Source organism: Actinosynnema sp. NPDC023587 (assembly GCF_040640215.1).
Lineage (GTDB): Bacteria > Actinomycetota > Actinomycetes > Mycobacteriales > Pseudonocardiaceae > Actinosynnema.
Genome location: NZ_JBFABG010000004.1, coordinates 201,169 through 226,822 on the forward strand (window position 1 = coordinate 201,169; position 25,654 = coordinate 226,822).

The 25,654-nt window shown below is 72.3% G+C and carries 29 protein-coding genes; 12 read left to right on the forward strand and 17 right to left on the reverse strand.

What is annotated here, in order from left to right; all coding sequences use genetic code 11:
- Positions 1-2: 2 nt before the first annotated feature.
- A complete protein-coding gene (gene hisF / locus AB0G01_RS13170) occupies positions 3-776 on the reverse strand; it encodes an imidazole glycerol phosphate synthase subunit HisF (RefSeq protein ID WP_360943838.1) in 774 nt (257 codons plus the stop codon).
- Positions 777-1,038: 262 nt separating this feature from the next.
- Between hisF and AB0G01_RS13175 the strand changes: the two genes are divergently transcribed.
- The 3 genes from AB0G01_RS13175 (at position 1,039) to AB0G01_RS13185 (ending at position 2,635) form a co-directional block, all read left to right on the forward strand.
- Complete coding sequence (locus tag AB0G01_RS13175) at positions 1,039-1,242, forward strand: cold-shock protein (protein WP_360735054.1); 204 nt, start codon at positions 1,039-1,041, stop codon at positions 1,240-1,242.
- 264 nt (positions 1,243-1,506) lie between these two features.
- Positions 1,507-1,881: a PPOX class F420-dependent oxidoreductase gene (locus AB0G01_RS13180; RefSeq protein WP_360943841.1), complete on the forward strand. Its 375-nt coding sequence runs from the start codon at positions 1,507-1,509 to the stop codon at positions 1,879-1,881.
- A gap of 31 nt (positions 1,882-1,912) precedes the next feature.
- Positions 1,913-2,635: a Clp protease N-terminal domain-containing protein gene (locus AB0G01_RS13185; RefSeq protein WP_360943844.1), complete on the forward strand. Its 723-nt coding sequence runs from the start codon at positions 1,913-1,915 to the stop codon at positions 2,633-2,635.
- Here the strand turns inward: AB0G01_RS13185 and priA are convergent.
- The 5 genes from priA to AB0G01_RS13210 all read right to left on the reverse strand — a co-directional run bounded on the left by priA (position 2,601) and on the right by AB0G01_RS13210 (position 6,410).
- Positions 2,601-3,332, reverse strand: coding sequence for a bifunctional 1-(5-phosphoribosyl)-5-((5-phosphoribosylamino)methylideneamino)imidazole-4-carboxamide isomerase/phosphoribosylanthranilate isomerase PriA (priA, locus tag AB0G01_RS13190; protein ID WP_360943847.1), 732 nt, complete (start codon positions 3,330-3,332; stop codon positions 2,601-2,603). The two genes, AB0G01_RS13185 and priA, sit on opposite strands and share 35 nt — an antisense overlap.
- Positions 3,333-3,376: 44 nt before the next feature.
- A complete protein-coding gene (hisH, locus tag AB0G01_RS13195; RefSeq protein ID WP_360943850.1) occupies positions 3,377-4,015 on the reverse strand; it encodes an imidazole glycerol phosphate synthase subunit HisH in 639 nt (212 codons plus the stop codon).
- Between the two features lie 9 nt (positions 4,016-4,024).
- Positions 4,025-4,510 (reverse strand): hypothetical protein, encoded by a 486-nt coding sequence (locus AB0G01_RS13200; protein WP_360943853.1) that lies wholly within the window; start codon positions 4,508-4,510, stop codon positions 4,025-4,027.
- Between the two features lie 297 nt (positions 4,511-4,807).
- On the reverse strand, positions 4,808-5,698 hold the full coding sequence (locus AB0G01_RS13205) for a transketolase (RefSeq protein WP_360943855.1): 891 nt from the start codon (positions 5,696-5,698) through the stop codon (positions 4,808-4,810).
- A 13-nt stretch (positions 5,699-5,711) separates the two neighbouring features.
- The gene (locus AB0G01_RS13210; protein ID WP_360943857.1) at positions 5,712-6,410 is read right to left on the reverse strand and encodes a thiamine pyrophosphate-dependent enzyme; all 699 of its coding nucleotides are present in this window, start codon (positions 6,408-6,410) and stop codon (positions 5,712-5,714) included.
- A gap of 53 nt (positions 6,411-6,463) precedes the next feature.
- Here AB0G01_RS13210 and soxR point away from each other — a divergent pair, with 53 nt between their 5' ends.
- Both soxR and AB0G01_RS13220 read left to right on the forward strand, forming a co-directional pair.
- Entirely contained in the window at positions 6,464-6,925 is a 462-nt protein-coding gene (soxR, locus tag AB0G01_RS13215) for a redox-sensitive transcriptional activator SoxR (RefSeq protein WP_360943860.1), read from the forward strand.
- A gap of 102 nt (positions 6,926-7,027) precedes the next feature.
- Positions 7,028-7,558 (forward strand): RNA 2'-phosphotransferase, encoded by a 531-nt coding sequence (locus tag AB0G01_RS13220; protein ID WP_360943863.1) that lies wholly within the window; start codon positions 7,028-7,030, stop codon positions 7,556-7,558.
- 13 nt (positions 7,559-7,571) lie between these two features.
- Here the strand turns inward: AB0G01_RS13220 and AB0G01_RS13225 are convergent, their stop codons facing one another.
- The 5 genes from AB0G01_RS13225 to AB0G01_RS13245 form a co-directional block, all read right to left on the reverse strand.
- Positions 7,572-7,727 carry a hypothetical protein gene (locus tag AB0G01_RS13225; RefSeq protein WP_360943866.1) on the reverse strand — a complete coding sequence of 52 codons (156 nt, stop codon included), beginning with the start codon at positions 7,725-7,727 and terminating at the stop codon, positions 7,572-7,574.
- Complete coding sequence (gene hisB, locus AB0G01_RS13230) at positions 7,727-8,326, reverse strand: imidazoleglycerol-phosphate dehydratase HisB (RefSeq protein ID WP_015104208.1); 600 nt, start codon at positions 8,324-8,326, stop codon at positions 7,727-7,729. The genes AB0G01_RS13225 and hisB overlap by 1 nt, the downstream gene beginning before the upstream one ends.
- Positions 8,323-9,426 (reverse strand): histidinol-phosphate transaminase, encoded by a 1,104-nt coding sequence (locus tag AB0G01_RS13235; protein ID WP_360943870.1) that lies wholly within the window; start codon positions 9,424-9,426, stop codon positions 8,323-8,325. Before AB0G01_RS13235 ends, hisB begins: the two co-directional genes overlap by 4 nt.
- Complete coding sequence (hisD, locus tag AB0G01_RS13240; protein WP_360943873.1) at positions 9,423-10,772, reverse strand: histidinol dehydrogenase; 1,350 nt, start codon at positions 10,770-10,772, stop codon at positions 9,423-9,425. Before hisD ends, AB0G01_RS13235 begins: the two co-directional genes overlap by 4 nt.
- A gap of 65 nt (positions 10,773-10,837) precedes the next feature.
- Positions 10,838-11,560: a hypothetical protein gene (locus AB0G01_RS13245; RefSeq protein ID WP_360943876.1), complete on the reverse strand. Its 723-nt coding sequence runs from the start codon at positions 11,558-11,560 to the stop codon at positions 10,838-10,840.
- Between the two features lie 296 nt (positions 11,561-11,856).
- Here AB0G01_RS13245 and AB0G01_RS13250 point away from each other — a divergent pair, with 296 nt between their 5' ends.
- Positions 11,857-13,164, forward strand: a complete 1,308-nt coding sequence (locus AB0G01_RS13250; protein ID WP_360943879.1) for a M14 family metallopeptidase — start codon at positions 11,857-11,859, stop codon at positions 13,162-13,164.
- Here AB0G01_RS13250 and AB0G01_RS13255 read toward each other — a convergent pair.
- Together AB0G01_RS13255 and AB0G01_RS13260 are read right to left on the reverse strand one after the other, a co-directional pair.
- Entirely contained in the window at positions 13,145-14,320 is a 1,176-nt protein-coding gene (locus tag AB0G01_RS13255) for an aminotransferase class V-fold PLP-dependent enzyme (RefSeq protein WP_360943882.1), read from the reverse strand. The two genes, AB0G01_RS13250 and AB0G01_RS13255, sit on opposite strands and share 20 nt — an antisense overlap.
- Before the next feature lie 102 nt (positions 14,321-14,422).
- Entirely contained in the window at positions 14,423-15,967 is a 1,545-nt protein-coding gene (locus AB0G01_RS13260) for an ABC transporter substrate-binding protein (RefSeq protein ID WP_360943885.1), read from the reverse strand.
- 29 nt (positions 15,968-15,996) lie between these two features.
- Between AB0G01_RS13260 and AB0G01_RS13265 the strand changes: the two genes are divergently transcribed.
- Positions 15,997-16,770, forward strand: a complete 774-nt coding sequence (locus AB0G01_RS13265; RefSeq protein WP_360943888.1) for a carbon-nitrogen hydrolase family protein — start codon at positions 15,997-15,999, stop codon at positions 16,768-16,770.
- 133 nt (positions 16,771-16,903) lie between these two features.
- Complete coding sequence (locus tag AB0G01_RS13270) at positions 16,904-17,779, forward strand: DUF2382 domain-containing protein (protein WP_360943891.1); 876 nt, start codon at positions 16,904-16,906, stop codon at positions 17,777-17,779.
- 57 nt (positions 17,780-17,836) lie between these two features.
- On the opposite strand, the gene nadC is transcribed toward AB0G01_RS13270, so the two are convergent.
- The 3 genes from nadC to nadA are packed head-to-tail and all read right to left on the reverse strand — an operon-like array spanning position 17,837 to position 21,314.
- Positions 17,837-18,682 (reverse strand): carboxylating nicotinate-nucleotide diphosphorylase, encoded by an 846-nt coding sequence (gene nadC / locus AB0G01_RS13275; protein ID WP_360943894.1) that lies wholly within the window; start codon positions 18,680-18,682, stop codon positions 17,837-17,839.
- On the reverse strand, positions 18,679-20,298 hold the full coding sequence (locus AB0G01_RS13280) for an L-aspartate oxidase (protein ID WP_360943897.1): 1,620 nt from the start codon (positions 20,296-20,298) through the stop codon (positions 18,679-18,681). The genes nadC and AB0G01_RS13280 overlap by 4 nt, the downstream gene beginning before the upstream one ends.
- Positions 20,295-21,314 (reverse strand): quinolinate synthase NadA, encoded by a 1,020-nt coding sequence (gene nadA / locus AB0G01_RS13285; RefSeq protein WP_360943900.1) that lies wholly within the window; start codon positions 21,312-21,314, stop codon positions 20,295-20,297. Before nadA ends, AB0G01_RS13280 begins: the two co-directional genes overlap by 4 nt.
- Positions 21,315-21,378: 64 nt before the next feature.
- On the opposite strand from nadA, the gene AB0G01_RS13290 reads away from it, so the two are divergent.
- From AB0G01_RS13290 to AB0G01_RS13305, 4 genes are all read left to right on the forward strand, one after another.
- Positions 21,379-22,068 (forward strand): NUDIX domain-containing protein, encoded by a 690-nt coding sequence (locus AB0G01_RS13290; RefSeq protein WP_360943903.1) that lies wholly within the window; start codon positions 21,379-21,381, stop codon positions 22,066-22,068.
- Entirely contained in the window at positions 22,065-22,730 is a 666-nt protein-coding gene (locus tag AB0G01_RS13295; protein ID WP_360943906.1) for an LON peptidase substrate-binding domain-containing protein, read from the forward strand. The genes AB0G01_RS13290 and AB0G01_RS13295 overlap by 4 nt, the downstream gene beginning before the upstream one ends.
- 267 nt (positions 22,731-22,997) lie before the next feature.
- Positions 22,998-24,260 (forward strand): MFS transporter, encoded by a 1,263-nt coding sequence (locus AB0G01_RS13300; RefSeq protein ID WP_360943909.1) that lies wholly within the window; start codon positions 22,998-23,000, stop codon positions 24,258-24,260.
- Entirely contained in the window at positions 24,257-25,024 is a 768-nt protein-coding gene (locus tag AB0G01_RS13305) for a putative hydro-lyase (RefSeq protein ID WP_360943912.1), read from the forward strand. The genes AB0G01_RS13300 and AB0G01_RS13305 overlap by 4 nt, the downstream gene beginning before the upstream one ends.
- Before the next feature lie 28 nt (positions 25,025-25,052).
- Here AB0G01_RS13305 and AB0G01_RS13310 read toward each other — a convergent pair whose 3' ends face one another.
- Positions 25,053-25,643, reverse strand: coding sequence for a DUF2567 domain-containing protein (locus AB0G01_RS13310; RefSeq protein WP_360943915.1), 591 nt, complete (start codon positions 25,641-25,643; stop codon positions 25,053-25,055).
- Between the last annotated feature and the right edge of the window lie 11 nt (positions 25,644-25,654).

Consider the following 25,654-nt stretch of genomic DNA (forward strand, 5'->3'; position numbering starts at 1 on the left):
CGTCAGCGAACCTCCACGCCCGCGTCCCGCAGGCCCTTCTTGACCTCGGCGATCCGCAACGCGCCGAAGTGGAACACGCTGGCCGCCAGCACCGCGTCCGCACCGGCCTCCACGGCGGGCGGGAAGTCCTCGACGGTCCCCGCGCCGCCGCTCGCGATCAGCGGGACGTCCACCACCGCGCGCACCAGCCTGATCAGCTCCAGGTCGAACCCGGCCTTGGTGCCGTCCGCGTCCATCGAGTTCAGCAGGACCTCGCCCACGCCCAGCTCCTGCCCGCGCGCGGCCCACTCGACCGCGTCGAGCCCGGTGCCCCTGCGCCCGCCGTGCGTGGTCACCTCGAAGCCGGACGCGGTCGGCCGCTCGCCCTCGGGCACGCGCCGGGCGTCCACCGACAGCACGATGCACTGCGCGCCGAACCGCCGGGACAACTCCCCGAGCAGCTCGGGCCGCGCGATCGCGGCGGTGTTCACGCCCACCTTGTCCGCACCGGCGCGGAGCAGCCTGTCCACGTCCTCGGGCGCGCGCACGCCCCCGCCCACGGTCAGCGGGATGAACACCTGCTCGGCGGTGCGGCGGACCACGTCGAACGTCGTCTCGCGCTCCGACGAGGACGCCGTGACGTCCAGGAAGGTCAGCTCGTCCGCGCCCTCGGCGTCGTAGGCGCGGGCCAGCTCGACGGGGTCGCCGGCATCCACCAGATCGGTGAAGTTGACCCCCTTCACCACCCGTCCCCGATCGACGTCCAAGCAGGGGATCACGCGCACCGCGACTGACATGGCGGGCAGCCTACGGGGGCCCGGGGACCGCCCGCCGGACCCCCGTCCGGGCCCCCGGTCCGACACCCGGTTCGGCCCCCGGTTCGACTCAGCCGCCAACTCGTGGTTCACTAGTCGTGGCTTTGAGGTTTTGTGTCCGTGTCATCCACGCTCGCGAACCGCATTTCGAGTGTGTGAATCCTCCCGTGAGGGAAGATCTCCCGCTTAGAAGTAGCCACGGCGACGCACCAGCGCCGCCGGCATCTATACGAAGTGGGAAAAGATGGCTCAGGGCACTGTGAAGTGGTTCAACTCGGAGAAGGGCTTCGGCTTCATCTCCCCCGAGGACGGCGGCGCGGACGTGTTCGTGCACTACTCGGAGATCCAGAGCAACGGCTACCGTAGCCTGGAAGAGAACCAGCGCGTGAGCTTCGACGTCGGCCAGGGTGCCAAGGGCCCCCAGGCCACCAACGTCACGCCGCTCTAGTGCGAACGGGGCCACCCGATCCACTGGATCGGGTGGCCCCACCCACACTCCCCAGCACCACCGCAGGGCTCCACCCCACCTCCAGGCGCGGAGAACACCTCCGGACCGGCGCGATCCCCTCACCAGGCGAGATCCCCCTCCGTCGCAGGCATCCCCGCCACGGCAGTCCCCCCAGGCGTCACCCAGGCCGCCCCTCGGCGCAGCCGCCGGCACCACCCCCTCCCGGCTCACCGCACGCACCCCCCGGCACTAGCGTGTGACCGCATGAGCCTCGGCGACGAGAAGTACCTCCTCCTCACGACCTTCCGCAGGAACGGCACCCCCGTCCCCACGCCCGTCTGGGCGGTCCGGAAGGGCGAGGTCGTCCACGTCTGGTCCGCCGCCGACGCGGGCAAGGTCAAGCGCATCCGCAACAACGGCGACGTCACGATCGCGCCGTGCGACTTCCGCGGCAACCGGACCGGTGACACCACCAACGCCAAGGCGGTCCTCCTCGACCAGCGGGCCAGTGACGAGACGCGCACCCTCATCGCCCGCAAGTACGGTCTGCTGGGCCGCCTGACCCTCCTCGGCAGCCGCCTCCGGCGCGGCCGGACCGGTTCCGTCGGCATCGAGATCGTGCCGTCAACCTCAGGTTGACCGGCCCAGCACGTCAACCTACAGTTGACGGGTGGTCACCGCGCCGGTCCAACTGACCGATCTCATCGTCACCGTCGCCCACGAGCACGCGGACGTCCTGGGCCGGCTCACCGCGGCGGTCGAGCTCAGCGGACAGCTCCACGAGCTGGGCGACCACCTGATCGGCCACTTCGTCGACGAGGCCCGCCGGGCGGGCGCGAGCTGGACCGACATCGGCGAGAGCATCGGCGTCACCAAGCAGGCCGCGCAGAAGCGGTTCGTGCCCAGGGAGTCAGCCGACCTCAAGCCGAGCTTCGACCGCTACACCGACCGGGCCCGCCGGGTCGTCGTCCTGGCCCGGCACCACGCGCGGTTCAGCGAGCGGATCGGCACCGAACACCTGCTGCTCGGGCTGATGGACGAGTCCGGCGGGATGGCCGCCAAGACGATCGCCGCGCTGGAGGGCGCGGAGGGGACCACCCGGCTCGCCGTGCTCAACGCCCTGGACAACACCAGCCGGCAGCGCCCGGACCCGCACCCGTTCAGCACGCACTGCAAGAAGGCCCTCGAACTCACCACCCGCGAAGCCCTCCGGCTGGGGCACACGTTCGTGGGCACCGAGCACATCCTCCTGGGGCTGCTCGCCGAGGGGGACGGCACCGCGGCCAAGGTGATGGCCACCACGGGCATCACCAGGACCGCGGCCGAAGCTCACATCACCGCGGAGTTCACCAAGGCGATCAACGCACCGCGGCGAGGGCTTCCGCGAGCGTGAACGCCCCCGCGTAGAGGGCCTTGCCGACGATCGCGCCCTCGACCCCGTCCCGGGACAGCGCGGCCAGCGCCACCAGGTCGTCCACACTGGACACGCCACCCGAGGCGACGACCGGCGCGTCGGTGCGGGCGCACACCTCGCGCAGCAGGTCCACGTTCGGCCCCTGCAACGTCCCGTCCTTGCCGACGTCGGTGACCACGTAGCGGGCGCACCCGTCCCGGTCCAGCCGGTCGAGCACCTCCCACAGGTCGCCGCCGTCCTGGGTCCACCCGCGCGCCGCGAGCCGGTGCCCGGAGTCCGTGATCCGCACGTCCAGCCCGACCGCGACCCGTTCCCCGTACTCGGCGACGACCTTGGCGCACCAGACCGGGTCCTCCAGCGCGGCGGTGCCGAGGTTCACCCGGGCGCACCCGGTCGCGAGCGCGGCGGCCAGCGAAGCGTCGTCCCTGATCCCCCCGGACAGCTCCACCAGCACGTCGAGCTCGCCCACGACGCGTGCGACGAGCTCGCGGTTGCTCCCCCGCCCGAACGCGGCGTCGAGGTCCACCAGGTGCACCCACTCCGCGCCGTCGCGCTGCCACACCAGGGCGGCGTCCACGGGGGAGCCGTAGGAGGTCTCGGTGCCGGCTTCGCCCTGCACGAGTCGGACGGCTTGGCCGGCGGCCACATCAACGGCCGGAAGCAGCGTGAAAGTCACGCGACCAGCCTAGTTGTCCGGACGCGGGGTCACGCACACCCCCGTCACCGGAAGCTGTTCAGCCAGTTCTCCAGCAGGCGCGCGCCCGCGTCCCCGGACTTCTCCGGGTGGAACTGGGTCGCCCACAGCGGCCCGTTCTCCACAGCGGCCACGAAGTCGTCGCCACCGTGCGTGGCCCAGGTCACCAGCGGGGGCCGGATCACCTCGGACGCCTCCAGCTCCCAACGGCGAACCGCGTAGGAGTGCACGAAGTAGAAGCGGGTGTCCTCGGCCAGCCCGGCGAACAGCCGGGAGCCGGGGGGCGTGCGAACCGTGTTCCACCCCATGTGCGGCACGACCGGGGCTTCGAGCCGCTCGACGGTGCCCGGCCACTCGCCGCAGCCCTCGGTCAGCACCCCGTGCTCGATGCCCCGGTCGAACAGGATCTGCATCCCCACGCAGATCCCCAGCACCGGCCGCCCGCCGGCCAGCCGTTCCCCGACGATCCGGCCGCCCTTGACCGAATTGAGGCCGTCCATGCACGCGGCGTAGGCACCGACCCCCGGCACCACCAGCCCGTCGGCGGCCAAGGCGGCCCGCCGATCGGAGGTGACCTCGACCGAGGCCCCCACCCGCTGGAGGGCGCGCTCGGCGGAGCGCAGGTTGCCGGATCCGTAGTCCAGTACGACGACTCGTGGTGCCACGCCACCAGGCTAGGCCAACGGAGCCCCACCCTGCGTCACCGGCACCACGGGCAGCACGGTGTTGATCGCCAGACCGGCCCGGTCGGGCAACGCCCGGACCCAGGTGTCCGCCCGCCCCTGGGACACCAGGGTCCGGACCTCGGCCGCGTCGGCCGGCAGCGGCGGTTCCCCGGCCACCGCCTTCAGCCGGCACCACCCGACAACCCCCACCAACCGCCGAGCGGACCCGCTGAACCCGCTGGCCGACCCGTCCGACCAGACCACCCCGCCCCGCAGGTCGTCCCACCGGACCAACAACCCGGACCCGCCGGACACCTCCCGCACCCGCGCGGCGAACCGCTCGGCGGCGGCGAACCGGATACCCAAGGGAGGCAACAACACCGTCCCGGACTCGACCGGCACCAGCGCGGCAGGCCCGGCCTCGGCCCGGTGCAGGGCCAACTGCAACTCAGCGGCCGGCGCGTGTGTCCAGATCAGGGTTCTTGGCACGCTCACGACGAGAGATCATGCCCCAGACCAACCCCACCCGGACATCCGACGCACGGACGACACACCGACGACACACCGGCACCCCTCACGACCGCCCACAAAGGTCACACCCCCTCCCCCGGTCGTGTTCCCCCCGCATGACCTGCGCGCAGCGCACCGCACTTCGTCCGGAAAGGACAACGCGCTTTTCGCTTGCCTCCCCCGACAAAGGTCGACCGCCTTCAGATCAGGCCATACCGGAATAACACGACGGATGTTCCCCCCGGAGGTCGCCCAGCGACGAGCGTCCGTTTTCCACCACCCTCACACCGGATGCCCGAACAACTGCCGCACCGCCGCCGAAATCCCCACCACATCCAGATCATGGGCGGAATCGTGATCCTCGGCGGTTCCGTAGGCCCGCAACTCGGATTCCCGCCGCACGCCCAGAGCACGCGACCGGTGCGGCACGTCCGCCAACGCCTCGGCCACCACGTGCGCCGAGGTACCGGCCAGGTAAGGCTCCACCACCAACACGTCAGCGCGGGCAGCGGCGACCGCCGCCCGCAACCCCGCTCCGTCGAACGGTCGGACCGAGGTCGCGTACAACACCGTCACGTCCACCCCCTCCGTGGCCGCGAGCACCGGGTCCAGCATCGGCCCGACCGCCACCACCACCCCGCCACTCCCGCGCCGGATCTCGGTGAAACCCGCATTCACCGGATAAGCCCGGGAATTCTCCCGCAATGACAACCGGAGGTAGACCCGGTCGTCTCCCGCCAATGCCTCCCGCACCACCGGGCCGACTTCCCCACCGTGCCCGGGAACCACGATCCGCCACCCGGGCAACGTGTCGAAGAGCGCGACATCCCCGGGTGCCTGGTGGGTCCTCCCCCACGCCGGGTCGTCGTAGGAACCACCGATGCCGACGAACACCCCGCCCACGTCCTGGTGGCCGAAATCCAACTTGATCTGCTCGAACGGCCGCTCGACCAGGAACGGCGCGTACGTGTGCACCACGGGCCGCATCCCGCTCAGCGCGAGGCCGCTGCCGACCCCCACCATCGCCTGCTCGCGAATCCCCACGTTCACCACCCTCGGCGACGGCCGGAAGGCGTCCCGGGAGATCTCCGCCAGCACCACGGCCACCCTCGGGTCGGACGCCATCACCTCCTCCACCGCCTCGACGAACGCCTGCCGCATCGCCCCGCTCATCGAACCCACCCCGTCACGGCCCCTCGCTCCCCTTCACTACCCGCGCCACGACGACCTTCGGCCGCCCGGCCTCCACTCCCCCGAGCGCCGCGTGCAGCGCGTCCTGGTTGCGACCATCCACTGTGGACGACGACCACCCCTCCACCTCGAACCGGGTGGCCACCCCTCCGGGCCACCCGTACGTCCCGGACTCGTTGTCCACCACCACGACCGTGAGGTTCGCCAACCCCCACCGCCCGGCCAGGGCGATCGCCTCGTGGTTGCTGCCCTCCTCCAGTTCCGCGTCCCCGACCAGCGCCACCACCCGCGACGTCCGCCCCTGCGCCCGCAGTCCGACCGCCATTCCGACCGCGATCGGCAACCCGTGGCCCAGCGACCCGCTGCTGATCTCGACGCCCGGCACCAGCACCCGGTCCGGGTGCTGCCCCAACGGCGAGTCCCACCGCGTCCAGGTGTCCAAAGTGGAGGGATCGAGGTAGCCCTTGGCCGCCAGGACGGCGTAGTACGCCATCGGCCCGTGCCCCTTCGACAGCAGGAACCGGTCCCGGTCCGGGTCGTCGACCCGCTCCGGCGACACGTTCAGCACCCGGTCGTAGAGCACCCACAGCACGTGCAGCGTGGACGCGGCGGCCCACTCGTGCTTCTCGTCCCCGGACATCCGCTCGAACAAGGCGGGGATGTCCGCGAAGCCCCATTCGCTCGTCACTGCCATGACCTCACCCAACAACTTCGACTTAGGTCGAGGTCAAGCCCTAGGATGGGCGGGTGAGCAAGCTGCCGGAGATGTTGACCATCGGCCAGGTCGCCGAGCGGAGCGGTGTGCCGCACACCGCGCTGCGGTTCTACGAGGAACGGGGGTTGATCGCGTCCGAGCGCACCGCCGGCAACCAGCGCCGCTACCCGCGCTCGGTGCTGCGCAGGCTGGCGTTCATCCGGACGGCGCAACGCGTGGGGCTCAGCCTGGAGGACGTGCACGACGCACTCGCCACGCTGCCCGACAGCCGGACACCCACCAAGTCCGACTGGAGCAGGCTCTCCGCGACCTGGCAGACCGAGCTGGACGCCCGGATCGACGCCCTGATCCGGCTGCGCGACCGGCTGACGTCGTGCATCGGCTGCGGCTGCCTCTCCCTGCGGAGCTGCTCCCTGCACAACTTCGAGGACGAACAAGCCGTGGACGGTCCGGGCGCACCCAAGCTCAAACCCGCCAGCGAAGGGGGCACCTGACCGAACACCGCACCGAACGCGCACACCGGGCAACGCACGCCGGGCAACGCACGCCGCAAACCGGCTGGCCCCACACCGACCAGCCGTGCTGCACTGTCCGTCGTGCGAGAACGAGAACCGACCCGCCTCTCCAAGCGGATGTCGAAACACCTGCGCCACAGCCCCGAGGCCGCCGGCCTGACCCTCGACCCGGCCGGCTGGGTCGACCTGGACGCGTTCGTCCGGGCCCTGCGCACCACCCACGACGACGTCCGGCGGGTCGTCACGACCAACGACAAGCAGCGCTTCACGATCGAGGACGGCCGAATCCGCGCCAACCAGGGCCACACCGTCGAGGTGGACCTGGACCTGCCGGTCGCCGAGCCGCCCGCCGTCCTCTACCACGGCACGATCGCGAAGGCCCTGCCCGACATCCTCGACGAGGGCCTGCGCCCGATGTCCCGCCACGACGTGCACCTGTCGGCCACCGTCGACACCGCGCTCCGCGTGGGCGCACGCCGGGGCAAGCCGGTGATCCTCGAAGTCGCCGCCCACCGGATGCGCGCGGACGGGTACGAGTTCCGGGTGAGCGCCAACGGCGTGTGGCTGGCCCCGGCCGTGCCGCCCGCCTACCTCGACGTGCGGCGGCGCTGACGGGGCCCGGGTCTCACACCAACCAGGCGATCGCACCGCCCACGGCGACCACGACCAGCACCGCCAGCACGACCGCCAACCCGCGCGCGGTCTTCCAGGTGCTGTACACGCCGCCGATCAGGAAGCCCGCCAAGGCGAGCAACCCGATGACGACGTACTCCTTCGGCACTACAGCACGCCCTTGGTCGACGGCACGCCACCCACCCTCGGGTCCGGCTCCACCGCCGCCCGCAGCGCCCGCGCCACGGCCTTGAACTCCGCCTCGGTGATGTGGTGCGGGTCGCGACCGTACTCCACCCGCACGTGCAACGCGATCCCCGCGTGGAACGCCAACGAGTCGAACACGTGCCGGTTCAGCACGAACGGGTAGTTGCCCCCGATCGTGAAGGTGTTGAACTGCTCCGGCTCGCCCACGTGCACGCAGTAGGGCCGCCCGGAGACGTCCACCGCCGCGTGCGCCAGCGTTTCGTCCATCGGGATCCACGCGTCGCCGAACCGGCGGATGCCCGCCTTGTCGCCCAGCGCTTCCCGCAACGCCTGCCCCAGCACGATCGCCACGTCCTCGACCGTGTGGTGGGCGTCGATCTCGACGTCCCCGGTGGCGCGCACCACGAGGTCCAGCGACCCGTGCACGCCCAGCGCGGTCAGCATGTGGTCGTAGAACGGGACCCCGGTGCTGATCTCCACGCGACCGGTGCCGTCGAGGTCCACCTCGACGTACACCGATGATTCCCTGGTGGTCCGCTCCACCTTGCCGACCCGGCTCACCGGCCAACCTCCTTGCTCGCCGCGAGGAACGCGTCGTTCTCCTCCGGAGTACCGACCGTCACCCGCAGATGGCCCTCGATGCCGACATCCCTGATCAGCACGCCTTGGTCCAGGTAGGACCGCCACGCCGCGCGCACGTCCGCGAACCGCCCGAAGAGCACGAAGTTCGCGTCGCTCGGCACCACGTCGAAACCCAGTCCCGCCAGCGCTCCGGCCACCCGGTCGCGCTCGGCCGCGAGCAGTGCCACCGACCCGAGCGTGTCCGCCGCGTGCCGCAGCGAGGCCCGCGCGGCGGCCTGGGTCAGCGTCGACAGGTGGTAGGGCAGGCGCACCAGCAGCAGCGCGTCGACCACCGCCGGCGCGGCGGCCAGGTACCCCAGCCGGCCGCCCGCGAACGCGAACGCCTTGCTCATCGTGCGGCTGACGATCAGCTTGTGCGGGAACTCCTCCAGCAGCGTCACCGCGCTGTCCCGCGACGAGAACTCCACGTACGCCTCGTCCACCACGACCACGCCGGGCGCGGCGGCGATCAGCACGCGCAGGTCGTCCACCGGGATGCTCTGGCCGGTCGGGTTGTTCGGACTGGTCACGAACACGACGTCGGGCCGCCGCGCGGCCACGACCTGCGCCGCCCGGTCGACGTCCAGCGAGAAGTCGTCCCGCCGGGGCGCGGGCGTCCACTCCGTCCGGGTGCCCGCCGCGATGATCGGGTGCATCGAGTAGGACGGCTCGAAGCCCAGCGCCGAACGACCGGGTCCGCCGAACGCCTGCAAAATCTGCTGGAGGATCTCGTTGGACCCGTTGGCGGCCCACAGGTTCGCCGCCGTCAGCGGCACACCGGTCGACGACGACAGGTACTCGGCCAGGTCCTCCCGCAACGCCACGGCGTCCCGGTCGGGGTACCGGTGCAGCTCGCCGGCCACCTCCGCGACCTCGGCGACCACCTCCGCGACCAGTTCGGGCGAGGGCGGGTACGGGTTCTCGTTGGTGTTGAGCCGAACCGGCACGTCCAACTGCGGCGCGCCGTAGGGCGTGCGCCCGCGCAGGTCCTCCCGCAGGGGCAGGTCCGCCAACTCCACCCGCTCGCCGACCGGCTTCACCGCCCGCCCCCACGGGCCTCGTCGCGCCCGGCCTCGGGGAACCGCGCCGTCACGGCCTGCCCGTGCGCCGGCAGGTCCTCGGCCTCGGCCAGCGCCACGACCTTCGACACCACCTCGCGCAACGCGTCCTCGCTGTAGTCCACGACGTGGATGCCGCGCAGGAAGGTCTGCACCGACAGCCCCGAGGAGTGCCGCGCGCACCCCCCGGTGGGCAGCACGTGGTTGGACCCGGCGCAGTAGTCGCCCAACGACACCGGCGAGTGCGCCCCGACGAAGACCGCACCGGCGGCGCGCACCCGGGCCGCGACCTCCCGGGCCGAGGCCGTCTGGATCTCCAGGTGCTCGGCGGCGTAGACGTCCACCACCCGCAGGCCGTCGTCCACGGTGGACACCAGGACGACGCCGGACTGGCGTCCGGTCAACGCCGTCCGCACGCGCGACGAGTGCCTGGTGACCGCGACCTGCCGCGCCAGCTCCACGTCGACCGCGTCGGCCAGCTCGACCGAGGTCGTCACCAGCACGCTCGCCGCCAGCGTGTCGTGCTCGGCCTGGCTGATCAGGTCGGCGGCCACGTGCACCGGGTCGGCGGTGGCGTCCGCCAGCACCGCGATCTCGGTGGGACCGGCCTCGGAGTCGATGCCGATCACCCCGCGCAGGAGCCGCTTCGCGGCGGTCAGGTAGATGTTCCCGGGCCCGGTGACCAGGTCCACGGGGTCGAGCGCGGCACCGTCGGTGTCCACCCCGCCGTACGCCAGCAGCGCCACGGCCTGCGCGCCGCCGACCGCCCACACCTCGGGCACGTCCAGCAGCGCGGCGGCGGCCAGGATCGTCGGGTGCGGTCGCCCGCCGAACTCGGCCTGCGGCGGCGAGCACACCACCAGGGACTCGACACCGGCGGTCTGCGCCGGCACCACGTTCATCACCACGCTGGACGGGTACACGGCGAGCCCGCCGGGCGCGTAGAGCCCGACCCGGGACACCGGCACCCAGCGCTCGGTGACCGTCCCGCCGGGCACGACCTGCGTCGTGGTGTCCGTGCGCCGCTGGTCGGCGTGCACCTTGCGGGCGCGCGCGATGGACTCCTCCAGCGCCTCCCGCACGGCCGGGTCCAAGTCGGCCAGCGCGCGGTCCAGTTCGACCTGCGGCACGCGCACCGACTCCGGCCGGACGTGGTCGAACTCCTCGCCGAACTCCAGGACCGCGTCGACCCCGCGCTCCCGCACCGCCTCCACGATGGGCCGCACATGATGCAGCACCGCGTCCACGTCCACCTCGGCGCGCGGCAGAGCGGCGCGCAGTTCAGCCGGAGACGGGACCCGACCTCGCAGGTCGATGCGGTTGAGCATGAGCCCAAGGGTAAGCCGTCCGGACCAACTCCCCGCAGCCCGCCCCGAGACGCCCACGATCCGGATCAGGACGGCCAGGTGATCCGATTCGACTCCACCCGCCCCTGTGGCGTGTCCACGTACACGAACACCTGGGCACCAGGCACGTCGTACCGGGTGTCGTCGCAGTCGGTCGCTCCGGACGCGTCCGTCACCGCCACGCAGGGCCGGCTGAAGCTGCGCCCGTTGCCGATGGGTTCCACGCTGACCCGGGTGTGCGCGGCGAACCCCGTGAGCCGGGTGTCGATCCAGTGGCACTTCCCCTTCTCGCAGCGGGAACTGCTGGTGGGCTCGCCCACCCCGATCACGATCCGGGGCACCGCCGGAGCCGCCGACGTCGTCTCCGGCGGAACCGCCGCCTTGGCCTCCGCCGGTGCCACTTCGGGTTGCGGCGCGGGCTGTGGCACGGGTGGCGGCGCGGGTGGGGGGGTGACCTCCGCAGTCGTCGTCACGGTGGCGGACGGGGTCGTCGCGGGAGAGGTGGACGCCGGCGGCTCGAACCAGGGCGGTGACTGCGCGTAACTCTGCCGGGCCCCGTCCGGCCACCACAGGAACCAGGCCGCCACCACCAGCACCACCCCCGCCGTCCCCCACCGGAATCGCGGCGACTCCTGGATCCAGACGATCAGGTCCCCCACCACCTGGACGATGGTCGACCCCTGCTCGGCCACCGCGTCCTGCACGACCCGGGGCACCTCCCCCTTCTCCTCCCGCACGTCCTCCCGCACGTCCTCGCTGCGCCGTTCCACAGCCCCACCCCGCCCCGGTAGACCCCGATTGGCCACTGCTAAAGACAGCGGCCCGCCGATCGGCAGCACGCAGTCAATCAGTCCAGTCGACTACTCCGAACACCGGACACATTGTTAATCCAAACGGCCGCATTTCTGCGGACGGGTGTACCGGCCGGTAACCGGATTGGTCTGTTAACTGTCAGCCGCGCAAAGCGGCGGGAACCCGACAAACGGCGGCTATGCCGACCTGTGACCAACGGGCCACGCTGCGTAGGCACAACTCCGTCGCAAACCCTGCTGATGATGGAGGCGCAATGTCCTTCAAGCGGCGCGGCCTCGTGGCCGCCGCGCTCGGCGTGTGTCTGTCCCTGGTGCTGCCCTTCAACACCGTGACCGCGCAGCCGAGCACGACCAGCTCACCCGAGCGGACCATGTTCGAGGTCACCGCGGCGACTCCGGAAGCCCGGACCGAGGTGGCCCGGACCGGTGTCGACGTGCTCGGCCTGGACGGGTCGAAGCTCACCGTGATCGCCGAACCCCGGCAGCAGTGGCGACTGCGCGCCACCGGTCTCCCCCTGAAGGACCTGGGCGACGCGGACGCCCAGCTCGCGGCGCTGGGCAAGGCCGACTTCACCGACCGGACCGGCGACGTCGGCACCGAGGACTTCCCGTCCGGCTACACCGGGTACCACAACTACCAGGAGATGGTCGCCGAGCTGAACCAGACCGTTCGCGACCACGCGAACCTGGTCAAGCTCAGCAGCATCGGCAAGTCGTACGAGGGCCGCGACCTGTGGCTGCTGAAGATCAGCGACAACCCGGGCGTGGACGAGAGCGAACCCGAGGTGCTGTTCACCTGCAACCAGCACGCCCGCGAGCACCTCACCGTCGAGATGTGCCTGCGCATCATCAAGCAGTACACCGACGGCTACGCCACCAGCCCGGCCATCAAGGACCTGGTGGACTCCCGCGAGATCTGGATCGTCACCAGCGTCAACCCGGACGGTGCCGAGTACGACATCGCGTCGGGCTCGTTCCGCGCGTGGCGGAAGAACCGCCAGGGCAGCGGCACCGACCCGAACCGCAACTGGGGCTACAAGTGGGGCTGCTGCGGCGGTTCCAGCTCCAGCCCCTCCAGCGAGACCTATCGCGGTCCTTCGGCGTTCTCCGCGCCGGAGACCCAGCGGGTGCGGGACTTCGTGAACGGCCGCGTCGTCGGCGGTGTGCAGCAGATCAAGTCGCACATCGACTGGCACACGTACTCGGAGTTGATCCTGTGGCCCTACGGCTACACGACCGCCGACACCGCTCCCGGCCTGGACGCCACCCAGGCCAGCGCGTTCTCCACCCTCGGCCGCCGGATGGCGTCGCTGAACGGCTACACGCCCGAGCAGTCCAGCGACCTCTACATCACCGACGGCAGCGTGAACGACTGGATGTGGTTCCAGCACAAGATCTGGAGCTACACCTTCGAGATGTACCCCAGGTCCGCCGGCGGCACGTCCGGGTTCTACCCGCGCGACACCCAGATCGCGCCGCAGACGGCACGGAACGACAGCGCCGTGGAGCTGTTCCTGACCTACTCGGACTGCGTGCCGCGCATCATCGGGCGCACCTGCTGACAGCCTCCACCGCCTGGTCGACCTGCGCGGGCTCGACGAAGTAGTGGGGTGATGCCCGCATCACCTCGTCGAGCCCGCGCCTGGTCATGTCCAGCAGCGTCGAGCCGACGTGGCTGGTGCTGACCACCACGCCCTGCCGGGCGAGCTCGTCCCGCAGCTCCACGGCGGGCCGGCCGGCGACGGTGAACGTCACGATGCCCGACCGCCGCTCGCCGATGTCCCGCAGCTCCACGCCCGGGATGTCCGCCAGGCCGCGCCGCAGCCGGTCCGCCAGGCCGGTCACCTCCCGCTGGATCTCGTCCAGCCCGAGGTCCAGGGCGTACCGGGCGGCGGCGATCAACCCGAGCCGGTCGGCGACGCTGGACTCCCACAGCTCGAACACCCGCGCGTCCTCGCGCAGCCGGACCCGCTGCGGCGCGACCCACTCGCCGCTGTGCAGGTCGACCAGCCGGGGCCGCAGCACCTCGCGCGCCCGCCGGCGCACCACCAGCACGCCCGTGCCGCGCGGCCCGCGCAACCACTTGCGGCCGGTGCCGGAGATCAGGTCCGCGCCGAGCTCGTCGGCCCGGACCGGGAACTGGCCGATCGACTGGCAGGCGTCCAGCAGCACCAGCGCGCCCACCTCGTGCGCCGCCGCGACGACCTCCTCCACCGGGTTCACCAGGCCGCTGTTGGTGGGCACGTGCACCAGCGAGACCAGTTTGACCCGCTCGTCCGCCATCTCCCGCAGCGCCGCCACGTCGACCTGGTCGCGCGCGTCGGACGGCACGGTCTCCACCGACGCGCCGACCTCCCGGGCGCGGTGCAGGATCGGCACGGCATTGCCCGCGTACTCGACCTCGGTGATCAGGACCCGGTCGCCGGCGGCCAGCGGGACGGCGTCGAACGCGGCCAGCCACGACCGGGTCGCGCTGTCGGTGAACGCGATCTCGTCGGGTTCCGCGCCGAGCAGGTCGGCGAACACCCGGTAGCCGGCTTCCAGGTCGTCGGCGCGCTCCCGGCCCGCGCCGTACCCGCCGATCTCGGCCTCGCGCTCCAGGTGGCCGATCACCACGTCCAGCACCGGCCGGGGCGGCAGGGACGAGCCCGCCGAGTCGAGGAAGACGCGCCTGGTCGCGGCGGGCGTGTCGGCGCGGACGGCGTTCAGGTCGATCACGGGGCCCCCGGTGTCCGGTGCCGGCCACCAGCCGGCGCACCCCTCCCGTCTACACCATCGACCCCCGCCGTGCCGAGGGCCATTCGCGCGCCGGCGACGTCGTCAGCGCGCCGCCCACTTCTCCAGGTTCCACCACGGCCCCCAGGACAGCGGGCCGTGCGCGTGCGGGTCCACGACCTCCTGGTAGCCGGTCCAGTTGTCGCGCAGGACGTACGTGTGCTGCACCACGGCCAGCACCACCATCGCCGGCGACGTCACGTACGCCTGCTGGAACTGCCGGTACGCCGCGGCCCGCTGCGCCGGGTCCAGCAGCGTGCGGCCCGCGTCGAGGGCGGCGTCGACCTGCGGGTTCGTGTAGCCCCACGGGTTTCCGGTGTGCAGCGGCTGGTACGCGGTGAGGTCCGGGTCGAACGGCGCGCCGCCGCCGTAGAGCAGGGCGTCCGCGCCCAGCCGGGGCGTGATGGCCTCCCAGCTCAGGCCCGCGAGCTGCACGTCCACGCCGATCGCCCTCGCCTCGGCCGCGAACGCCGTGGCCAGGTCGGCGCGCACCACGTCGCCGATCGGGTACATCAGGGTGAACCGGGCGGGCACGCCGTCGTGGACGCGCACGCCGTCCGCGCCGCGCACCCAGCCCGCCTGGTCGAGCAGCGCTTCCGCGTGCAGCTTGTCGAAGGCGAACGCGGTGGTCGGGTCGTAGAACTCCGGCATGGTGTCCGGGACCGGCGTGGCCGCCGGAGAGCCCTTGCCGCCGAGCAGGTTGTCCACCAGCCCCCTGCGGTTCACCGCGTGGTTGAGCGCCGACCGCATCGCCGGGTCACCGGTCACCGGGCCGGTGGGCAGCGTCACGGCGCGCAGGTCGGCGGTGCGGTGGGTGACCACGCGCATCCCGCCGGCGTTCGTGAACGGCTGCGCCAGGCGCGGCGGCAGTTCCGCGCCGTCGAACTCACCCTCCTGCATCCGCCGGGCGCGGGTGTTGTCGTCGGGCACGAACACCGCCGTCACCTTGCTGATCTTCGGCTCGCCCGCGAAGTGCGCCGGGTTCGCCTCCAGGATCAGCCGGTCGCCCTTGCGCCACTCCACGACCTTGAACGGGCCGGTGCCGACCGGGAGCATGTCCTCCAGCGGCACGCTGAACGACTCGCTGGACAGCACGCCCAGCGTGAGCAGGTGCGGGAACGCGGCCCACGGCTTGGTCAGGGTGAACCGCACCGTGCGGACGTCGAGCTGCTCGACGCCGGTCAGCCCCTCGTACCGGGGGCGCTCGGTCGCGCCCGCCGCCGGGTCCAGCAGCGCGCGGTACGTGGCCACGACGTCTTCCGGCCCGAACGCCGAGCCGTCGGAGAACTTCACGTCGCCGCGCAGCCGGACCGTCCAGGACAGGCCGTCGGCGGCGGGCTTCGGCGGGTCCTCGGCGAGCTGCGGGCGCAGCGAGCGGTCCGCGCGGTGCTCGAACAGGCCGTCGTAGACCTTCGACACGCCGTCCCGGCCGTAGCCGAGCAGCGGGTTGAGCGTCGCGGGTTCCGCGCCGTCCGCCAGCACGATCGCGCTGCCGTCCGCCGACCCCTCGGCGTTGGGTGTCGTGGTTCCCGTGCAACCCGCCACGGCGAGGACGGCGGCCAGGACGAGCGGGGTCAGCGGGGAGCGCACGGGACCTGACACTACCTATGGTGGGTGGCATGCGTGTCGCGCTCTGCCAGATCGCCTCCTCCGCCGACCCGGCGGCCAACCTCGACCTGCTGCGCGGCCAGGTGGCCCGTGCCCGGGGGGCCCGGGTGGTGCTGTTCCCGGAAGCCGCGATGTGCCGGTTCGGCGTGCCGCTCGGCCCGGTCGCCGAGCCGCTGGACGGGCCGTGGGCGACGGCCGTGCGCGAGATCGCCGACGAGCACGGCGTGGTGGTCGTCGCGGGCATGTTCACGCCCGCGCCGGACGGGCGGGTGGCCAACACGCTGCTGGTCACCGGCGGTGGCCGGCACCTGGGCTACGACAAGATCCACCTGTTCGACGCGTTCGGGTTCACCGAGTCCAGGACGGTCGCGCCGGGCGCGGAGCCCGTCGTGTTCGAGGTCGACGGCGTGGTGTTCGGCCTGGCCACCTGCTACGACGTCCGGTTCCCGGAGCTGTTCCGGGCACTGGCCGACCGGGGCGCGTCGGCCGTGCTGCTGGGCGCGTCGTGGGGCGCGGGGCCGGGCAAGCGGGAGCAGTGGGAGTTGCTGGTGCGGGCGCGGGCGCTGGACAGCACCTCGTGGGTGCTGGCGTGCGGGCAGGCCGACCCGGCGGTCGACCACGGCGGCGCGCCGACGGGGATCGGGTTCAGCGCGGTGGCGTCGCCGTGGGGCGAGGTGGTCGGCTCGCTGGGCGCGGAACCGGGCGTGCTGGTCGCGGACGTGGACGTGGTGGCTGTCGACGAGGCCCGGCGCGCGCTGCCCGTGCTGGCCAACCGGCGGCTGTGAGCACCGACCGGCAGCAGACCCGAATCTCCTTCGTGGGACGGTTGTCACACGCCCGGGTGAGACCCGGTTTGGGTCCGTTCAGGGGACCGGGTAGTCCGCCTTCGCAGGAAATCCGAGCGGCGAAGGGGAAGCCATGATCAACCAGGCCGAAGTCGACCGGTTGTACGACTGCGACGTGATCGACTCGCACGGTGAGCGGATCGGGTCGGTGAAACAGGTGTGGCTGGACGACCGCGACGGTCGTCCGATCTGGGCGTCCGTGCACACCGGCCTGTTCGGCATCAAGGAGTCGTTCGTCCCGATCCAGGACGCGCAGATCGCCTCCGGGCACATCACCGTGCCGGTGGAGAAGCAGCAGGTCAAGGACGCTCCCCGGATCGACGTGAACGACGAGCACATGAGCGACAAGCAGCAGGAGGAGCTGTACTCCTACTACGGGTTGATCCCGACCGCGAACACCGGCCAGCACGACCGGCTGCCGCGCGGGGGCAAGGACACCCGGACCGAGGAGCGCTCGGTGCGCGGCAACGCGGCCGACCAGCGCGGAACCGTCCAGCGCCCGACCGACCCGCGCGCCGCCGACCAGCGCCGGACGGCGGACGCGGACGTCGCCGGCAAGCGGGGCGAGCCCTCGGTCACCCGGTACGAGGAGAAGCTGGACGTCGGCACGCGCGACGTCGAGGCCGGCCGGGTCCGCCTGGTCAAGCACGTGGTCACCGAGCAGAAGACGGTCACCGTCCCGGTGTCGCACGAAGAGGTCCGCGTGGTGCGCGAGCCCGCCGACGGCAAGGGCGGGGGCGGGGCGTTCACCGAGGAGGAGGCCGAGGTGACGTTGCGCCGGCAGGAGGCCGTGGTCAACAAGCGGGCCGAGGCCGTGGAGAAGGTCCGACTCGACAAGGAGACCGTGACCGAGCAGCGGGAAGTCGCCGACAGCGTGCGCCGCGAGCAGGTCGACGTCGAACGCGACGACGCCGGCCGGGCGCGCACGAAGAAGGACGACCGGGCGTGAGCCGAGGGGCCGCGCCCTCCTCGCGGGGGGCGCGGCCCGGCGCTCGGCCACCACCGGTCAGCGCAGGTCCATCCCCAGGTCGAGCGCGGGCGCGGAGTGGGTGAGCCCGCCCACCGCCAGGAAGTCCACGCCGGTCTCGGCGTACGCGCGGGCCACGTCCAGCGTCAACCCACCGGACGCCTCCAGCCGCACCCCACCGGGACGCACGCCACCGACGCGGCGGACCGCCTCGGCGCACTCGGCGACGGTGAAGTTGTCCAGCAGCACCAGGTCCGCGCCCTCGGCGACGGCTTCGTCGAGCTGCGCCAGGGAATCCACCTCCACCTCGCACGGCAGGTCCGGCGCGTGCTCCCGGACGGCCCGCAGCGCGGCGGCCACCGAACCGGCGGCCTGGACGTGGTTGTCCTTGATCAGCACGGCATCACCGAGCCCCAGCCGGTGGTTGACCCCGCCGCCGCAGCGCACGGCGTACTTCTCCAGCAGCCGCAGACCGGGCAGCGTCTTGCGGGAATCCCGCACCCGGGCCCGGGTCCCGGCGATCTCGTCGACCCACGCGGCGGTCAGCGTGGCGATGCCGGACAGGTGGCACAGCAGGTTCAGCGCGGTGCGCTCGGCGGTGAGCAGCCCGCGCACCGGACCGCGCAGCACCAGCGCGGGCTCGCCGGGCACGGCCTTGTCGCCGTCCTCGCGGCGGTCCAGCACCTCGAACTCCAGCACCTCCTCGAACACCGCCAGCGCCACCGGCACCCCGGCCAGCACGCCGGCCGCGCGCGGGGTCAGCTCGGCCACCGCGACCGCGTCGGCGGGCACGGTGGCCTCGGTCGTCGCGTCCGGTCCGTACCGGAGGTCCTCGGCGAGCGCGGTGCCGATGACCCGGCGCACGTCGTCCACGTCGAGCGTCATGCCACTCCCCTCGAAGCCGTCGCCGCGTCGGCCAGCACCGGCTGACCCGACGGGGTGAGCCGGACCACCTGGCTGCGCCGCCACCCCGCGTCGTCGCGCGCGGTGTGATCGGTGCGCACGTGGCACCCGCGCGACTCCGTGCGCTCGGCCGCCGCCGCGATCAACGCCCGCGCCGCCACGGTGAGCGCCGCGTCCTCCACCAGTTCCCGGGTGTCCAGCCTGCGGTCCGCGGTGGACAGGTCGAGCACCGAGCCGATCACGGCCAGCCCTTCGGCGTCACGGCCGATCGCCCCGTACCGGGACATGACGCGCTGCAACGAGTCCCGGTCCGCGACCGGGGCGACCGGCAGTTCCGCCGTGCCCGTGCACCGGGTCAGCACACCCAGCGCGAGGTCGCTCGCCACCGCCTCGGCGGCCCGCGTGCCGACCACCAGACCTTCGAGCAAACTGTTGGAGGCCAGGCGGTTCGCGCCGTGCAGGCCGGTGCGCGCCACCTCGCCCGCCGCGTACAGGCCGGTCACCCCCGTGCGACCGTCCACATCGGACACCACGCCGCCGCACGCGAAGTGCGCGGCCGGTGCGACCGGGATGGGCCGCGCGGACGGGTCGACGCCGGCCGCGGCGCACGCCGCGTGGACCGTCGGGAACCGCCGCGCGAAGTCGGAGATGCCCGTGGCGTCGAGGAAGACGTGGTCGTCCACGCCGCCGGGCGCGCCCGCCATGTGCCGGGTGATCGCCGCCGCCACGACGTCGCGCGGCGCGAGGTCCTCCAGCGGGTGCACGCCGCGCATGACCCGCGCGCCGTTCGCGTCCACCAGCACCGCGCCCTCGCCGCGCACCGCTTCGGTGACCAGCGGGCACCGGCCGCGCGCGCCCCGGCCGGTGTAGAGCACGGTCGGGTGGAACTGCACGAATTCGACGTCCGCCGCGACCGCACCGGCCCGCAGCGCGAGCGCCAGGCCGTCGCCGGTGGCCACCTCCGGGTTGGACGTCGCCTGGTAGAGCTGGCCCAGCCCGCCGCTGGCCAGCAGCACGGCGGGCGCGGTCAGCACGCCGGGCACGCCGTGCGGGTCCAGCACCAGCAGCCCGCACACCTGACCGAGCGCCGTGCGCACGGCGTCCACCGCGATGTGCCGCTCCAGCACCGGGACCCGGCCGTCGGAGGCCGCCGCGAGCAACGCCCGCTCCACCTCCGCGCCGGTGGCGTCGCCGCCGGCGTGCACCACCCGGAACGCGCTGTGCCCACCCTCGCGGGTGCGCGCCAACCGGCCGCCCCGGGCCGCGTCGAACACCGCGCCGCGCTCCCGCAACCGTTGCACGGCAGCGGGTCCGCCGGCGATGATCGCGTTCACCGCGGTCTCGTCGCACAGGCCGGCCCCGGCGGTGAGCGTGTCGCGGACGTGCGCGTCGACCGTGTCGCCCTCGTCGTGCTCGCCGGGCAGCACGACGGCCACCCCGCCCTGCGCCCACCGGGTGTTGCCGTCGGGCTGGTCGCCCTTGGTCACGACCAGGACCCGGAGTCCGAGCTCACGCGCGCGCAGCGCCGCCGTCAGCCCGGCGACGCCCGTGCCGACCACCACCAGGTCGGCGCGGGCCTCCCACAACGGGGTGTTCACTCGCCGCCGCCGGGCTGACCGATCTCGATCATCCGCTGGACCGCACCCCGCGCGCGGCGGGCGGTGTCGAGGTCGACGTGCACCTCGTCGCGCCCCTCGCGCAGGCAGCGCAGCAGGGCGGTCGGGGTGATCATCTTCATGTACCGGCACGACGCCCGGTCGTTCACCGCGCGGAAGTCGATCTCCGGCGCGGCCCGGCGCAACTGGTGCAGCATCCCGATCTCGGTGGCCACCAGGACCGACTTGGCGCTGGTGCTGCGGGCGGCGGTGATCATGTCGCCGGTCGAGAGGATCTTGACCTTCTCCGCCGGGACGGTGCCCTCGCCCGCGAGGTAGAGCGCCGAGGTGGCGCACCCGCACTCGGGGTGGATGAACAGGTCGGCCTCCGGGTTCGCCGCCGCGCGCGCGGCCAGCTCCGGACCGTTGATGCCCGCGTGGACGTGGCACTCCCCCGCCCAGATGTGCAGGTTCTCCCGGCCGGTCTCGCGCTTCACGTGCGCGCCGAGGAACTGGTCGGGCAGGAACAGCACCTCGCGGTCGGCGGGGACGGAGGCGACCACGTCCACGGCGTTCGACGACGTGCAGCAGATGTCCGTCTCCGCCTTCACCTCGGCGGTGGTGTTCACGTAGGACACCACGACCGCGCCGGGGTGCTCGGCCTTCCACGCCCGGAGCTGCTCACCGGTGATCGAGTCGGCCAGCGAGCAGCCCGCCCGCTCGTCCGGGATCAGCACGGTCTTGTGGGGAGCCAGGATCTTCGCGGTCTCGGCCATGAAGTGCACGCCGCAGAACACGATGGTCGACGCGTCGCTCGCCGCCGCGATGCGGCTCAGCGCCAACGAGTCGCCGGTGTGGTGGGCGATGTCCTGGATCTCCGGGAGCTGGTAGTTGTGCGCGAGGATGACCGCGTCCTGCCTGCGGGCCAGCTCCAGCACCTCGTCCCGCCACGCGGCGTCCGGCGCGATGCCGTCGTACGCACCGTCAGAGGTTCGCTCCACATAGGCGGTAGCGACCATGGTCTCCTCCTTCAGCCCAGGTTTTCGCCTTTCGGTCGAAAACGTGGCCGATAGTATCAGCCGAGTGGGTGTCGCGGAACATGAGGTAGTGGCCGCAGTGCTCCAGGTGAGAGCCGGATCACTCCAGGTCATGTTGTGGCAGCGCGCGCGGGAACCGCACGCTCACCGCTGGTCACTGCCCGGCGGCGGGCTGGGTCCCGAAGAGGACGTCGAGGCATCGATCCGGCGTCAACTGGCCGAGAAAGTCGATGTGCGACAACTGTCACACGTCGAGCAGCTCGCCGTCTTCAGCGCGCCCGACCGCGTGCCCGGACCGCGCGTGGTGGCGACCGCGTTCGTCGGCCTGGTCCCGTCCGACACCGATCCGGTGGTGCCGTCGGACACCACGTGGCACCCGGTGGACGCCCTGCCCGCGACGGCGTTCGACCACGAGGCCATCTGCCGCCGCGCGCGCAGCCGGCTGGCGTCCAAGCTGTCGTACACGAACCTGGGCTTCGCCCTGGCCCCGCCGGAGTTCACCATCTCCGCGCTGCGGTCGCTGTACTCGGCGGCGCTGGGGTACGAGGTCTCGGCGACGAACCTGCAACGCGTCCTGTCCCGCCGGGGACTGCTGGAACCCACCGGCGCGGTCGCTCCGGTGGGCCCGTCCGGGGGCCGACCGGCCGCGTTGTTCCGGTTCGTGGCGGGTCGACTGCGGATCACCGATCCGTTCGCCGTGCTGAGGCCCCCGAGCAGCCGTAATTTGGGGACGTGACCACGACGCTCCCGCTGTTCCCCCTGGGTACCGTGCTGCTGCCGGGAACGTCGCTGCCGCTGCACGTCTTCGAGCCCCGCTACCGGCAGCTCGCCGTGGACCTGGTGACCGGGAAGCTGCCCGACCGCAGCTTCGGCGTGGTCGCCATCCGGCAGGGGTGGGAGGTCGGCACGGGCAACGCGACCGCGCTGCACGAGGTCGGCTGCGAAGCACTCCTGCACGACGCCAAACCGTTGCCGGACGGGCGATTCGACCTGGCCACGACCGGCGGGCGACGGTTCCGCCTGGTGGCGGTGGACGAGGAGAGCGCGCCCTACCTGCTGGGCGAGGTGGAGTGGCTGGAGGACGTCGCCGTGCCCGCCGAGGTCGCGGAGGTGCTGCCGTTGCTGGTGGAAGGAGCGGTGGCGGCGTTCCGGCGGTACCGGGAGGCGGCTTTCGAGGACGACCCGGCGGTCCCGGTGACGGAGGGCCTGGCGTACGCGCTGGCCAACGACTGCCTCCTCACCCTGGAGGACAGGCAGCACCTGCTGGAAGAGCGCTCCGAAGCCCGCCGCCTCCGCCTGGTGCGCAAGGTGATGCACCGCGAAGCGGGAATCGTCGCCGCCCTGCACGCCGTACCCGCCCCGCTCGCCGACCTGGGCCACCTCCCCCACCGCAACTAGCTCCGCCTCCCCCCGCTCCTCCCACCCGGCCGACCCTCGCCGCTCCCGCCCTTCCGCCTTCTTTCAGGAAGCCTTCCTAAAAGAAGGTCACCGAAGCGCAGGTGCGCCCGAAGGTCCGATGACCGGGTGGTACCCACCCACCCGCGCACACCGTCGTACTCGTTCGCGTGTTCGAGTGTTGATTCGCCCTATTGTTGGCTGTTGGGATTGTTCAACAATCCTCTACCGTGGTGCGGCACACACTCCCACTCTTGCGAGGTGAGCACCATGAGCAGCAGCACGACGGAGAGCGTCGAGAAAGACGGCCCACTGGCCTGGTTCCACGCTCTCGGCCGCAACGGGAAAAGGGCGTTCATCGGCGCTTTCGGCGGCTTCGGACTGGACTCGTACGACTTCCAGGTCCTCCCCCTCGGACTCGTCGCGATCACCGCCTTCTTCGACCTCACCCAGGGCCAGGCCGGCCTGCTCACCACGGTCACCCTGGTGGTCAGCGCCATCGGCGGCGTGATCGCCGGCATCCTGGCCGACCGGATCGGCCGGGTCCGCACCCTCATGATCACGGTCGTCACGTACGCGGTCTTCACCGTCCTGTGCGGCTTCGCCACCAGCTACGAAACCCTGCTGGTCTTCCGCGCCCTGCAAGGACTGGGCTTCGGCGGCGAGTGGGCGGCCGGCGCGATCCTCGTCGCCGAGTACTGCAAGCCCCGGTACCGAGGCCGGACCGTGGCGTTCATCCAGAGCTCGTGGGCGGTCGGCTGGGGCCTGTCCGTGGTGGTCTCCACGGTGGTGTTCACCCTGCTCCCGCAGGACTTCGCGTGGCGGGTGCTGTTCTGGACCGGCGCGCTGCCCGCCGTCCTGCTCATCTACCTGCGCCGCACGGTCCAGGATTCCCCCGACGCCACCCGACGCCGCGCCGACAGCGCGGAGAAGGGCTCGATCAGGGCCATCTTCACGGGCGACCTGACCCGCACCACCCTGTTTGCCTCCCTGCTGGCCACCGGCGTCCAAGGCGGCTACTACACGCTCGCGTCCTGGCTCCCGACGCACCTGAAGACCGAGCGCGGCCTGACCTTCATGGACACCGGCGGGTACCTGGCGCTGGTGATCACCGGCGCGTTCACCGGCTACGTCTGCGGCGGGTACGTCACCGATCGGCTGGGGCGCAAGAAGACGTTCGCGCTGTTCGCCGTCCTGTCGTCGGGGCTGATCGTGCTCTACACCCGGGTCCCGGACGGTGCGAACACCACGATCCTGCTCCTCGGCTTCCCGCTCGGGTTCTGCACGTCGGCGATCTTCAGCGGTTTCGGGTCGTTCCTCGCCGAGCTCTACCCGACCGCGCTGCGCGGCACCGGCCAGGGCTTCACCTACAACTTCGGCCGTGCGGTCGGCGCGCTGTTCCCCGCCCTGGTCGGGTTCACGGCCGACCGGATGGGCGTCGGCGGCGCGTTGATCGTCGGCTCGATCGCGTACGGGGTCGCGGTCGTGGCACTGGTGGGGCTGCCCGAGACGAGAGGACGGGAACTGCTGTGAGCACAGGACTCGACACCCCGGCGGACGTCCGCCGCACCGCCACCGGCCCGACCGCCGGCCTGGCCGACGGGTACGCGCAGACCAACCTCATCGCCGTGCCCCGGGACTGGGCGTACGAGATGCTGCTGTTCGCCCAGCGCAACCCCAAGCCGTGCCCGGTGCTGGACGTGACGGACCCGGGTTCGCCGCGCACCGCCCTCGCCCCGACCGCCGACCTGCGCCGCGACCTGCCCCGCTACCGGGTGTGGGAGCACGGCGAGCCGACCACCGAACCCACCGACGCGACCGAGTACTGGCGCGACGACCTGGTGTCGTTCCTGATCGGGTGCAGCTTCACGTTCGAGCACGCCCTCACCCGGGCCGGCATCCCCCTGCGCCACCTCGAACAGGGCCGCAACGTCCCGATGTACGTGACCGACCGCGAATGCCGCCCGGCAGGCCGCCTGCACGGTCCGGTGGTGGTCAGCATGCGGTACGTCCCGGCGGACCTGGTCGAGCGGGCCCGCGAGATCACCGCCCGGATGCCCGCCGTGCACGGCGCTCCCGTGCACGCGGGCGACCCGTCCGCCTTGGGCGTGCGCGACCTCGACCGGCCCGACTTCGGCGACCCGTGCACCCCGCACGACGGGGACGTGCCGGTGTTCTGGGCGTGCGGCGTCACTCCGCAGGCGGCGCTGGTGGCATCCGCACCACCGTTCGCCATCACGCACGCGCCGGGGTACATGTTCGTCACCGACGTCCGCGACACCGACTACCGCGTCTGACCGCGTTCCAGCGGCCCCGGCTCGGTGATCAGCCGAGCCGGCGGCCCAGGTCGTCCAGCCCGTTCCAGGCGGCGAGGCACCCGTAGGCCAGCGCCGCGCCCAAGGGCCACGCCAGCACGCCCCACCAGACTTCGAGCACCGGCGCGACGGCGATGACGTCACCCACCTCGGGCGCGTCCGGCAGCGGGTACCTGCCGGCCGCCGACCCGATCCCGGTGCGCTGCGCGAGGTAGGCGGCCACCCCGCCGCCCAGCGTCGCCGCGATCAGCACGACCGGTCCCCGCCGTTCCCGCAGCATCCACACCGCGATACCGGTCAGCAGGCCCGCGCCGAGCCCGATCAGCACGAACAGCATCAACCCGTCGAGCCGGTGGTAGCTCTCCCCGAGGACCGGGACGAGTGAGGAGTCCTGCGCGATCACCTTGTTCTGCGGCGGTGCCAGCCACGCCCACAACCACCCGGCGGGCAACCCGAACAGCGCGATCGTCGACAGCACCGCGAACGCCGGCAGCAGGTCGGGCTTCACCACCACCCGGGGGCGCGGCGGCTCGTAGCGGTAGATGAAGACGGGCGGCACGCGAACGGGCGCGGCCCGCTCGTCCACCGGTTGATCCGCCACGCACGACCTCC